The 12,242-nt window shown below is 34.2% G+C and carries 11 protein-coding genes; all 11 read left to right on the forward strand.

Features of this window, described 5'->3' with window-relative positions; translation table 11 throughout:
- Nucleotides 1-3 precede the first annotated feature (3 nt).
- The 11 genes from ACRDEC_RS00125 to ACRDEC_RS00175 all read left to right on the forward strand — a co-directional run bounded on the left by ACRDEC_RS00125 (nt 4) and on the right by ACRDEC_RS00175 (nt 12,210).
- Nucleotides 4-600: an outer membrane beta-barrel protein gene (locus ACRDEC_RS00125; RefSeq protein ID WP_431496299.1), complete on the forward strand. Its 597-nt coding sequence runs from the start codon at nt 4-6 to the stop codon at nt 598-600.
- Nucleotides 601-616: 16 nt separating this feature from the next.
- Nucleotides 617-988: a 3-hydroxyacyl-ACP dehydratase gene (locus ACRDEC_RS00130; RefSeq protein WP_431496300.1), complete on the forward strand. Its 372-nt coding sequence runs from the start codon at nt 617-619 to the stop codon at nt 986-988.
- A 1-nt stretch (nt 989) separates the two neighbouring features.
- On the forward strand, nt 990-1,475 hold the full coding sequence (locus ACRDEC_RS00135) for a hypothetical protein (RefSeq protein ID WP_431496301.1): 486 nt from the start codon (nt 990-992) through the stop codon (nt 1,473-1,475).
- 7 nt (nt 1,476-1,482) lie between these two features.
- The gene (locus ACRDEC_RS00140; protein ID WP_431496302.1) at nt 1,483-2,661 is read left to right on the forward strand and encodes a DUF2062 domain-containing protein; all 1,179 of its coding nucleotides are present in this window, start codon (nt 1,483-1,485) and stop codon (nt 2,659-2,661) included.
- A 10-nt stretch (nt 2,662-2,671) separates the two neighbouring features.
- Complete coding sequence (locus ACRDEC_RS00145) at nt 2,672-6,343, forward strand: 1-acyl-sn-glycerol-3-phosphate acyltransferase (RefSeq protein ID WP_431496303.1); 3,672 nt, start codon at nt 2,672-2,674, stop codon at nt 6,341-6,343.
- 2 nt (nt 6,344-6,345) lie between these two features.
- A complete protein-coding gene (locus ACRDEC_RS00150; RefSeq protein WP_431496304.1) occupies nt 6,346-7,872 on the forward strand; it encodes a phytoene desaturase family protein in 1,527 nt (508 codons plus the stop codon).
- On the forward strand, nt 7,869-9,530 hold the full coding sequence (locus ACRDEC_RS00155; protein WP_431496305.1) for a C45 family autoproteolytic acyltransferase/hydolase: 1,662 nt from the start codon (nt 7,869-7,871) through the stop codon (nt 9,528-9,530). Before ACRDEC_RS00150 ends, ACRDEC_RS00155 begins: the two co-directional genes overlap by 4 nt.
- On the forward strand, nt 9,527-10,816 hold the full coding sequence (locus tag ACRDEC_RS00160) for a phenylacetate--CoA ligase family protein (RefSeq protein ID WP_431496306.1): 1,290 nt from the start codon (nt 9,527-9,529) through the stop codon (nt 10,814-10,816). Before ACRDEC_RS00155 ends, ACRDEC_RS00160 begins: the two co-directional genes overlap by 4 nt.
- A gap of 378 nt (nt 10,817-11,194) precedes the next feature.
- Nucleotides 11,195-11,428 (forward strand): YtxH domain-containing protein, encoded by a 234-nt coding sequence (locus tag ACRDEC_RS00165; RefSeq protein WP_431496307.1) that lies wholly within the window; start codon nt 11,195-11,197, stop codon nt 11,426-11,428.
- Nucleotides 11,429-11,516: 88 nt separating this feature from the next.
- Nucleotides 11,517-11,861: a hypothetical protein gene (locus ACRDEC_RS00170; RefSeq protein WP_431496308.1), complete on the forward strand. Its 345-nt coding sequence runs from the start codon at nt 11,517-11,519 to the stop codon at nt 11,859-11,861.
- A gap of 1 nt (nt 11,862) precedes the next feature.
- On the forward strand, nt 11,863-12,210 hold the full coding sequence (locus ACRDEC_RS00175; RefSeq protein ID WP_431496309.1) for a hypothetical protein: 348 nt from the start codon (nt 11,863-11,865) through the stop codon (nt 12,208-12,210).
- Nucleotides 12,211-12,242 lie beyond the last annotated feature (32 nt).

The following is a 12,242-nucleotide window of genomic DNA, read 5'->3' on the forward strand; positions in this document are numbered from 1 at the left end:
CAAATGAAAAAATCGATTATTGTTGCATTATTTTGCGTTTTCGGATTAGTAGAAACAAACGCCCAAGTAACTTTCAAACCAGGAATCAGAGCAGGATTAAATTTTGCTCATTTTTCCAAAGGAGGAGATTATTATAATGATAATTATACGAATGATAACAGAGAGTTTGATTCCAGAACAGATTTTTATGTTGGATTCTACGGCGCTTTAAAATTATCAAAATTTTATACATTGCAGCCTGAAATCACCTACTCAAGACAAGGTGCTAATTTTGTGTTTTATGATAATAACGACAGAAGAGTAAAGCAAGAGCTGGAAGTATCTTATTTGTCTTTAGGGGTAATAAACAAATTCACATTCAATGGTAAATTCAATGTTCATGTTGGACCAACACTTGATTTTGTTGTAGATGAGAACTTTGATACAGACAGTGAAGTAGATTTAGCTTTTATGCTTGGAGCAGGTTATAACTTTACTCCGAACTTCGGTATTGAAGCAAGAATTAAAAAAGGAATTGTCCCGGTTTTGGATTATTCTAACGGAGACCACACCAATGTTGTTTTCCAAACAGGGATAACTTACACATTTGATGTAAAATAATAAATAGACAAACACCATGTTATTAAAGGATTTTTATACTGTTGAAGGAGTAGAAAATGTTTCTGAAGGGAAATATAAAGCAGTGGTTGTGCTCAATAATAAACACGCCGTCTTCCAAGGTCATTTTCCAGGAAATCCAGTAATGCCGGGTGTTTGCATGATGCAGATAATCAAAGAACTTTCACAGGAGATTATTGGAAGTTCTTTGTTTATGAAAAGCGCCTCAAATGTGAAGTTTATGGCGTTGATCAATCCCGATAAAAATCCCAGACTGCAACTGGAATTAGAAATTTCAGGAGATCTGGAATCGGAAATTAAAGTTAAAAACACTACAATTTTTGATGAAACTGTAGCGTTAAAATTAACAAATACATACAAAAAAGTATAATTTGAAAGTTTTATTGACCTTTGTGTTTTCTTTCTTTTTCTTAATTGCTCAGGAACTGCCTGATGTAAGAGAAAATTATTATGCCGCTTCAAAAACAAAGAAAAATGCAGAAGAGTTTTATAATTCTCTTTCAAAATACAACAAAGAAAATAAAACCTTATTAGCTTATAAAGGTGCTGCAAAAGTCTTGAAATCGAGATATTCACCGGATAAAAAACAAAAGAAGGAATTGTTTATTGAAGGAGTAAAATTGGTTGAAAATTCGGTTAAAGATGAACCCGGTAATCCGGAAATACGATTGATACGATTAAGTATCCAAGAGAACACACCTAAATTCCTAAAGTATAAAAGTAATATCGAAGAAGATAAAAAAATAATTATCGCTACTTTCGAAAAACAATCCAAAGACCTAAGGGAATATATAAAAATCTACACCAGAATATCAAAAGCTTTTACAGAGAAAGAAAAGCAAAGTATCCTTAAATAACACATTTATGAGTCCAACTCAATCCATCAGCGAGCGAATTGAAAATTTAAAATTGTGTGTTATTATTCCAACGTATAATAATCACAAAACATTGCGTCGTGTTATTGACGGGGTTTTGAATTATACCCAAAATATTATTGTTGTAAACGACGGTTCAACGGATACAACAAAAGAAATTACAGATCCCTACCCGCAAATTACAAAAATCCATCTTGACAAAAACCAAGGAAAAGGAAACGCACTTCGGGAAGGATTCAAAAAAGCTAAAGAACTAGGGTTCGGATATGCCATCACCATTGATTCTGACGGACAGCATTATCCGGATGATATTCCGGTTTTTGTTGATACTTTGGAAAGTAATGGGAAAGACATATTGCTAATAGGATGCCGAAACATGAATCACGACAGTGTGCCTAAAAAAAGCAGTTTCGGTAATAAATTTTCCAATTTCTGGTTTTGGTTTGAAACAGGAATACGTTTAGAGGATACACAATCAGGATATCGATTGTATCCATTGCATGCTATTCCGAAACGATTTTTTACCAAAAAATTTGAATTTGAAATAGAAGTTATCGTCCGCTCTGCGTGGAATGGCATTCCTGTAAAAAATATCCCTGTTAAAATCTTGTACGATCCAAACGAACGTGTAACACATTTCAGACCGTTTAAGGATTTTACCCGAATCAGCATTCTCAACACTATCTTGGTTATTATTACACTTTTGTATATCAAGCCAAGGAATTTCTTCATGAGTTTCAAAAAAAAAAGCTTTAAGGATTTTATCCGCGAAGATATTTTGGAAAGTACTGATTCAAATGAAATAAAAGCATTATCCATCGCTTTAGGTGTTTTTGTTGGGATCGCCCCTTTTTGGGGATTTCAAACTATCATTGTTATCTTTCTTGCCGTTTTATTGCGCTGGAACAAAATCTTAGCTTTTACATTTTCCAATGTCAGTATTCCGCCAATGATCCCTTTTATTATTTACGGTTCACTTCAGGCAGGTGGTCTTTTTGTGGAAGATAAAGCTAAATTTACATTAAATACGTCAATTACTCTAAATGACGTAAGAATCCATATTATGCAATACTTGATAGGCAGTTTTGTCTTAGCAACTACTATGGCAATTCTTTTCGGAGTTGGAAGTTATTTATTACTTTCGCTGTCTAGAAATTCAAACGAGTAAAAAGGAAATAATGCATAAGTATTTTATTGGAATTCATTTTTTTGTTCAGAGAAACAAACTTATTTCCATTGGAATCGCATTGGTATTTTTGTTGATTTTTGGTTTTTTTGCTTCCAAAATAAAGTTTGAAGAAGATATTACCCGGATTATCCCTAAAAATGATAAAACGGACGTAACAGCCAAAGTGCTTAAACAGATTAATTTTTCTGATAAAATCACAGTTATCATTGAGAAAGACAAAAACGGAACAGTTGATGATCTCTCTGAAACTGCCTCCGTTTTTTTAGACAGCGTTGCTTTTTGTGATGCGTATATCAAAGCCATTCAAGGAAAAGTCGATGAAGAAAACATTCAGCAGACTTTCGATTTTGTGTATCACAATCTGCCTTTATTTCTGGAAGATAAAGATTACACTCAAATTGAACGAAAACTCAGTAAAGACAGTATTTCAGTCCAAGTGGAGAAAAATTACAGAACTTTAATTTCTCCTACAGGAATCGTTGCTAAGGATTTTATTTTGAATGATCCGTTAGGGATTTCATTTATTGCTTTAAAAAAATTACAACAGCTTAGTATTGGTGATGAATTTCAGTTAAGAGACGGTTTTCTGATTACTAAAGACGAATCGAAGTTATTGCTGTTCATCAACCCGAAATTAAGCGGAAGCGAGACAGAAAAAAACACTCTTTTTGTTGAGAAATTAAACAATATTAAAAGTAAAATAAACAGTCAGTTTAAAGGGAAAACTTCGATTGATTATTTTGGCTCCTCATTGATTGCAGTTGCCAATGCCAAACAGATTAAGCACGATATCATTACAACTATCCTGATTTCATTAGGAACATTAATGCTTATTTTAATATTGTTCTACAAGAAAATACTCATTCCGGTAATCATTTTTATTCCAACCATTTTTGGAGTATTGTTTGCCATTGCATGCCTTTACTTTATCAAAACCACTATTTCGGCAATTTCACTAAGTGTTGGTGCCGTACTTTTAGGAGTCACGATAGATTATTCGCTCCACATATTGACACACTATAAGAATAACAGTGATTTGAAAACACTTTACAAAGACATTACGATGCCGCTTATTATGAGCAGTACCACTACTGCTTTGGCGTTTTTATGTTTGTTGTTTGTCAATTCTGAAGCGTTACAGGATTTGGGGATTTTTGCGGCTATTAGCGTAGTGGTTTCGGCGTTATTTTCGTTGCTTATCATTCCTCATTTGTACAAACCCAAAGAAGGACAGCAAGAGCATAAAACCATTTTGGATAAAGCTGCCGGATTCTCTTTCGAAAAAAATAAATTCCTCATTATTTCCAGTTTTATTGTTATCATAATCAGCTTGTTTACTTTCGGTAAAGTGAAATTTAATAATAATCTTTCCGATTTGAATTTTATTCCGACAGAGATTAAAAATGCCGAAGCCAAACTGGAAAATACGACGAATTTAACCTCAAAATCGATTTACTTAGCTTCTTACGGAAATTTAATGGAAGAAGCAGTTTCTAATAATAATCAGCTGTTTGATAAGTTGTTATCGGATAAAAAGAATTCAGAAATTTTAAATTTTAGTTCTGTTGGAGGTGTTTTGCTTTCAAAAGAAATGCAACAGCAGAAAATTGATAAATGGAATGCGTTCTGGACACCGGAAAAGAAAAAAATACTTCGGGATAATTTGATTTCGTGCGGTAATAGTTTTGGTTTCAAATCAGAAACACACCAACAATTCTATCATTTGATGGACACCGGATTTACACCCATTTCTTTTGAAGAGTATGCCAAAGTAAAGGCCTTTTTCCTGGAGGAATTTGTTTCTCATAAAAACGGATTTTACACTATTTCATCCGTTGCCAAAGTCTCTGACGAACAACGTGATGCATTCGTTAAAAACATTTCGAAAGAAGAGAAAGTCATTGCTATAGACCGTCAGCAAATGAACGAAACCTTCTTAGGGAAACTTAGAGACGATTTTAATGATTTGATTAATTATTCATTTCTGGCCGTAATTCTAATTTTATTTGTCTTCTTCAGAAGAATTGAATTGGTGATTATCAGTACAATTCCAATTGTGATTACAGGTATCGTGACAGCTGGAATAATGAGTGTTTTTAATATCCAATTGAATATTTTCAGTACTATCGTCTGTACGCTTATTTTTGGACACGGTGTCGATTTCAGTATTTTTATGACCAGTGCCCTGCAAAAGGAATATACGAACGGAAAAGACGAAATGCCTACATACAGAACTTCTATTATTTTAGCAGCGCTGACCACGATTTTGGCTATCGGAGCTTTGATTTTTGCTAAGCATCCTGCTTTAAAATCGATTTCAGCCGTTTCATTAATCGGGGTTTTTGCAGCGTTGATTATTACGTTTATCTTTTACCCTATATTATTCAGAATCTGTATTTTTAACAGAGTGAAAAAAGGACAATCACCCGTTACGATTTTTACATTTATACATTCTGTTTTTTCTTTGCTATATTATGGGTTAGGCGGGATTTTATTATCTACTTTCGGTCGCATTCTGGTTAAGATAATTCCTGGGAAAGAAGAAAAGAAAATGCTTGTCTTCAGAAAAATGATGGCTAAGTTTGTGACATCGGTTTTATATACCAATCCGTTTGTCAAAAAACAAGTTATCAATAAGCATCATGAAACATTCTCAAAACCTGCTGTAGTGATTGCAAATCATACTTCTGTTTTGGATACTCTGGCTATGGGAATGGTTACACACAAAATTGTTTATTTAGTGAATGACTGGGTTTGGAAATCGCCTGTTTTTGGAAAGGCTGTCAGAGCTATGGGCTATTATCCAGTCTCTCAAGGGATTGAAGGAGGAGTAGAGCATCTTCGTGAAAAAGTAGCACAAGGTTATTCACTAATGATCTTTCCGGAAGGGACGCGTTCTGAAGATAATGTAGTCAAACGTTTCCATAAAGGGGCATTTTTTCTGGCACAGGAGTTTAATTTGGATATTTTACCTATTTATATTCATGGAAATTCTGAGGTATCTCCCAAAGGCGATTTTATGATTTATAATGAAAGTATTTCAGTAGTTGTAGGCAAAAGGATCAAAGCTTCAGATGCTGATTTCGGTTCGGATTATACTCAAAGAACAAAAAAAATAAACAAATATTACCGGGAGCAATTCGCAGCAATACGTAACGAGTTGGAAGATGAGAACTACTTCCGATATAAATTATTCTTGAGTTTTCTCTATAAGGAACGGGAAGTTATCGATGAAGTCAAAACAGATTTTGAGAATAGAAAAAAAACCTATTTGCAATTGAATTCGTTCCTGAAAGACGATGCAAGAATTTTGCATTTTGCAAACGATTACGGACAAATTGATGTTTTACTGGCTTTGCAAGAGCCAAAAAGGAAAATACAAACGCTGATTCCAAATGAAGAAAAAAGAGGCATAGCTTCTGCCAGTTTCATTCTTAAAAAGCGCCAAATACAGTATTTGAATACCATTTCAGATTACAATCAGAAAGCCAATTTACTTTTGATTTCAGATAAGAATTATACATTTACAAGAGATTTTGATAAAAATGAAAGTATAAATCAAATTATCTTGATTGATAATTCAGGATTGAAAAATGACTTTGAGAGTATAGGATTTAAAGTAATTAACGAAACCGAAACTATTTTGGTGCTAATCAAATAACGGTGGAAAAAAAGTACGACATAATAATTATCGGTAGTGGTTTAGGCGGCTTAGTTTCGGCAATAATTCTTGCAAAAGAAGGCAAAAGCGTCTGTGTGCTTGAAAAAAACAACCAATACGGAGGTAACCTTCAAACGTTTGTAAGAGATAAAACCATTTTTGATACTGGAATCCACTATATCGGAGGTCTGGATAAAGGACAAAATCTCTATAATTATTTTTCATACATAGGCATTATGGATCATCTTAAATTAAAAAAGATGGACGAAAATGCTTTCGATATAATTTCTTTTGATGATGATGCAATCCAATATCCACATGCACAAGGATATGAAAATTTTATCCAGCAGCTGGCTGTTTATTTTCCAGAAGAAGAAGCAACTATAAGGAAGTATTGTGAACAAATCAGTTACACCTGCGATTCATTTCCATTGTATAATTTAAAGCGAGGCGAAGGTTATCAAAGCGAGATTTTATCTATCAATGCCAAAGATTATCTGGACGAACTAACCTCTAATGAAAAACTAAAAGCCGTTTTAGCAGGTTCTAATTTTTTGTATGCTGGAATCGCAGATAAAACCCCGTTTTATGTTCATGCCTTATCTGTAAACTCCTATATTCAGAGCTCGTGGCGTTGTATCAACGGTGGAAGCCAGATTACAAAACAGTTAATCAAGCAACTCAGAAAATATGGAGGAGAAGTATATAAGCATAGAGAAGTTACTGGTTTTGGTTTTAAAGATGAAAAGCTAACTTCGGTTAAAACGAAAAATGGTGAAGAATTTCTCGGGAGTTTGTTCATTTCTAATATCGAGCCGAAGACGACTTTGAAGATGATTGGGGAAGATAAATTCCGCAAATCATACTACAGCCGTATTCAAAGTTTGGAGGTTTTGCCATCAGCATTTAGTTTGTATATTGTTTTTAAGCCGGAAACATTCAAATACTTAAATCACAATTATTATCACTTCAGGAAAAGTAACCGTGTTTGGGATGCAAATGACTATACTGAGCAATCTTGGCCGGAAGCCTATATGGCTTCTATGAATATTTCAAATGAAAATCAAATTTGGGCAGAAAGTTTAACGGCAATTACCTATTTGAAATTTGAAGAATTTAATGAATGGGAAACGACTCACAATACTGTTTCAGAGAAAGACGTAAGAGGAGCTGCATATGAACAGTTTAAAGCTGATAAAGCAGAAGCATTTTTAACTGAAATTGCAAAAAAATTTCCTGGAATAAGAGAGTGTATTAAATCGGTTCATACTTCTACGCCTTTGTCATATAGAGATTATATTGGAGGACATAGGGGAAATTTATACGGTTATGTTAAGGATTCCAATAACCCGATGAAAACATTTATTTCACCAAAAACAAAAATAGACAATCTGTTTTTAACAGGGCAAAGTATCAATATGCACGGTGTTTTGGGAGTTACTATCGGAGCTGTGGTGACCTGTTCGGAAATTTTAGGCAAGGATTATTTGATCAATAAAATTAATAGTGAAATAGGAAATTTAGGATGAAAAAATACTTTCAAATAGGCATTTTCATCGGAATACTTTTTCTTTTTTTCTCTTGTGGAATCTCTAAATCTATCCGCCATCAGCCACAAACAGCCGGTTATAATCAAGAGAGACCGATTCTTATAAAACATTCTGACACACTTTTTTCATCAGGATCAAATTACCTGATTAAAAACAAACAAAATCTTTGGGAACTGTATGTTTCAGGAGATGCTTTGCAGAGAGGATTAACTATTGGAAGTCTTTCTGAACCAATGGTAAAAAAACAGGAAAAGATTTTTTTTTCTAAGATTCAAGATCTTATTCCGTCAAAATTCAAGCAAAAACTGCTTCGGAACTTTCTGGGTTGGTACAACAGAAAATTATATTTGAATGTTCCCGAAGAATTCAAAACAGAGATTTATGGGATTTCACAATATGCTTCTGATGATTACAATTGGGTAGCGCCTAAATATTTGCGTAGCCTTTACCTGCACGGAGCTCATGATATCGGTCATGCCATGCAGGATTTGGCTTTGGTCGGCTGTTCGTCTATGGCTGTTTGGGGAGATAAAACGGAAGACGGAAAACTGTTGATTGGACGCAATTTTGATTTCTATGCCGGTGACGAATTTGCTGTCGACAAAATAGTGGCGTTTATAACTCCGGATAAAGGACATCCGTTTATGATGGTAACTTGGGGCGGAATGATTGGTGTGGTTTCAGGAATGAATAAAGAAGGACTGACAGTAACTATGAATGCTGGGAAATCAAAAATTCCCTTAGCGGCAAAAACACCCATATCTATTGTAGCGAGAGAAATTTTACAGTATGCCTCGAATATAGAAGAAGCTATTGTAATCGCAAAGAAGAGAAAAGTATTTGTTTCCGAGTCTATTATGATAGGAAGCGCCTATGATAAAAAAGCGGTGCTGATTGAAATTTCACCCAAAAAAATAGGCGTGTTTGAAGTTCAGAATAGCAGCCAATTAGTATGCTCTAATCATTTTCAAAGTGATGTTTATAAATCCGATGTAAGAAATCAGGAACACATCCAGCAAAGCCATTCCAAATATCGTTTTGACAGAATGATTGAATTATTATCGGAAAATGATAGTATGAATCCGGAAAAAATGGTCGAAATTCTAAGAAATAAAGAAGGACTGAAAGAAAAAAGAATAGGATACGGAAACGAAAAATCATTAAATCAACTACTGGCGCATCACAGTATTGTTTTTGAACCCGAAAACAGATTGGTTTGGGTTTCTTCAAATCCGTACCAATTAGGTGAGTTTGTGGCGTATGACTTAAATAAAATTTTCAGTAAAAAAGAAAATGATTTTGTAGTTTTAGGCACAGATTCACTAAACATTCCAAAAGATGATTTCCTGAATTCGGAAGAATACAAAAATTATGAAAAATACAGGATTCAAAGTCAGATAATCGACAAGATTATTGCTGAAAAAGGAACTTTAGAAGATAGTTTTATTGCAACTTACCAAAATCTTAATCCAAACCATTGGATTGTTTATTGTAAAGCCGGACAATACTATTACCAAAAAAAGTTGTATGCAGCTGCTGAAACTGAATTTGAAAAAGCACTGACGAAAGAAATTACAACTGTACCGGATAAAATCCGAATTGAAAAATATCTGAAAAAAATAAGACGAAGAAAATGATACCGGCAATCGAACAAGCATCCTTACATGAGATTAAGCAATTACAGGAACAGAAGCTGAAAGAGACGCTGGTATACCTAAGCGAAAATTCACCTTATTATAAAGCACTGTTTGCTAAAAACGAAGTGAACATTCATTCCATAAAAACGATTGAAGATTTGCAACAGATACCAGTTACAACAAAAACAGATCTTCAGGAAAATAATGACGATTTTTTTTGTGTTCCGATGCATAAAATCATCGATTATGCCACTACTTCCGGGACATTGGGAAATCCGGTTACTTTTGGCCTGACCGATAAAGATCTGGACCGATTGGCCTATAATGAAGCAATATCTTTTGCCTGCGCAGGACTTAAGGAAGGCGATGTTGTACAACTTATGACCACGCTTGATCGTAAATTTATGGCTGGCTTGGCCTATTTTCTAGGACTTAGGAAACTAGGAGCAGGAGTCATAAGAGTTGGAGCCGGAATCCCGGAATTGCAGTGGGATTCGATTCAGAAGTACAATCCCAAATACCTGATTGCCGTTCCGTCTTTTTTGCTGAAAATGATAGAATTTGCCGAAAACAATCACATCGACTATAATGCATCAAGTGTTAAAGGAGTGATTTGTATAGGAGAATCGTTGCGTAATCAGGATTTTTCTTCTTCTGTTTTAGCCGAAAAAATAACGGCAAAATGGAATGTTCAACTGTTTTCCACCTATGCTTCCACCGAAATGAGCACTGCTTTTACCGAATGTCAGCAATTGAAAGGAGGACATCATCATCCGGAACTAATCATCACGGAGGTTTTAGACGATAATAATAGGCCGGTTGCAGAAGGCGAAAGCGGAGAATTAACCATTACTACTTTAGGTGTTGAAGCAATGCCTTTATTACGATTTAAAACAGGGGATATTGTTAAACTACATGCCGAACCTTGTCTGTGTGGCAGGAATACGATGCGTGTTGGCCCTGTTGTAGGTCGCAAACAGCATATGATCAAATACAAAGGAACAACATTATATCCGCCTGCAATGCATGATTCACTGACGTATTTTGAAGCAATTCAAAATCATGTAATAGAAATTTCTACTAATGATTTAGGCACGGATGAAATTCTGATTAAAATTGCTGCAAAAGAAAATACTGAGGACCTTTTGACTCAAATTAAAGATCATTTCAGAGCAAAATTACGTGTTACTCCTAAGGTGGAATTTGTGCCTGCCGATGTACTGAATAAAATAGTATTTTCTCCTATGAGCAGAAAACCGACACATTTTATTGATAAGAGGAATTAAACTCAGTCAGTCTTTTTTTACAATAAAAGGAACAATTCTTCGTTTATATTTAGGTATAGAACAATCATCCGAAAGTTTTATCTCATACTAACTTACACATTATTATCAACTAAGATTGCTCTGTTTTGTGGCAATTGAAATTGGGTTTTACTACTACCGAAACCGTAATTACTACTAAAAAAAGAAAAAAAGGGAATTGGAAATTTAATTTTTCAGACTCGGAATGATTTAGTTTATCCGTTTTGTTTTTGCTGATTTTTGAGGATGGAGTAAATAAAATAATGTTAAAATAGTGTTGATATACTGTGAGTTATAGTAATTATTGCTGTATCTTTAAAATGAATTCGTAAAATAAAGTTGAATTTAAACCTACAAATTATGAAAGCAAGTAATGTATTATTAGGAGTATTGGGTGGCGTAGCCGTCGGGGCTGCTTTAGGAGTTTTATTTGCGCCCGATAAGGGATCAAATACGAGAAAAAAGATAGTTGACAAAGGAAAAGATTATGCCGATAACTTGAAAGGTAAAATTAATGAAATCAAAAATGAGGTCAACAACAAGTACGAACGTATCTTAGGTGATGCCAAAGAAATGACCAATAAAAAAGTGTAATTTTCGTAACTGAAGCCTGCTTTATGTAATAGTAAAAAACATAGAGCAGGCTTTAGATTACGGTCTCCAATGTTTTAAATAACGAATTATGGAAAATAATTCTGCAATAGAAAAACTGATTGAAAGAGCCGAAGCTTATGCTAAAACATCTTTAGAGCTCTATAAATACAATGCTATTGATAAATCCGCCGATATATTCTCAACTTTAGCAGTTCGGCTGGCCATTACGGTTGTTCTTATTATGTTTTCTCTGATGATCAATATAGGTCTTGCCTTGTGGATAGGGGAAATTTTAGGGAAAGCCTACTACGGTTTTTTTGTAATAGCGGTCTTTTATCTGCTATTGGCATTATTGCTTTATATCTTCAGAAAACAATGGATTAAAAATCCGGTGAGTAATTTCATTATTGTCAAAACCCTGAAAGAAGACTGATATGAAAGCTACAGATAAAAAGGAAGCGCTACAGAAAAAAATAATTGCATTGCAGCACCAACAGGCGGAAGAATTAGACCTTCTAAAAGAGCAGTTTCAGGTTACATTTGAAAGCCTAAAACCATTGAATTATATCAAAAGCACATTGCAGGAAATTACCTCTTCAAAAGATATTAGAAGGGATATTTTCAATGGAATCCTGTTAACAGCAGCGGGTTACTTGTCTAAAAAAGTATTTAAGAATTCCAATAATAATCTTTTCAGCAACATACTGAAATCAGCATTGAATTTTGTTGTTAACGCTAGTGCAGAAAAGGGTAAGGATTCAAATCAGACCGATACCGTTTAGTTTAAAACAAATAAGTTTATATTTTAATGAAA

It is taken from the genome of Flavobacterium sp., from assembly GCF_050696275.1.
Taxonomy (GTDB): Bacteria; Bacteroidota; Bacteroidia; order Flavobacteriales; family Flavobacteriaceae; genus Flavobacterium.

Coding starts and splice junctions, on each gene's coding strand:
- ACRDEC_RS00125 (WP_431496299.1), top strand. CDS start 4: ATGAAAAAATCGATTATTGTTGCATTATTTTGCGTTTTCGGATTAGTA.
- ACRDEC_RS00130 (WP_431496300.1), top strand. CDS start 617: ATGTTATTAAAGGATTTTTATACTGTTGAAGGAGTAGAAAATGTTTCT.
- ACRDEC_RS00140 (WP_431496302.1), top strand. CDS start 1,483: ATGAGTCCAACTCAATCCATCAGCGAGCGAATTGAAAATTTAAAATTG.
- ACRDEC_RS00145 (WP_431496303.1), top strand. CDS start 2,672: ATGCATAAGTATTTTATTGGAATTCATTTTTTTGTTCAGAGAAACAAA.
- ACRDEC_RS00155 (WP_431496305.1), top strand. CDS start 7,869: ATGAAAAAATACTTTCAAATAGGCATTTTCATCGGAATACTTTTTCTT.
- ACRDEC_RS00160 (WP_431496306.1), top strand. CDS start 9,527: ATGATACCGGCAATCGAACAAGCATCCTTACATGAGATTAAGCAATTA.
- ACRDEC_RS00165 (WP_431496307.1), top strand. CDS start 11,195: ATGAAAGCAAGTAATGTATTATTAGGAGTATTGGGTGGCGTAGCCGTC.
- ACRDEC_RS00170 (WP_431496308.1), top strand. CDS start 11,517: ATGGAAAATAATTCTGCAATAGAAAAACTGATTGAAAGAGCCGAAGCT.
- ACRDEC_RS00175 (WP_431496309.1), top strand. CDS start 11,863: ATGAAAGCTACAGATAAAAAGGAAGCGCTACAGAAAAAAATAATTGCA.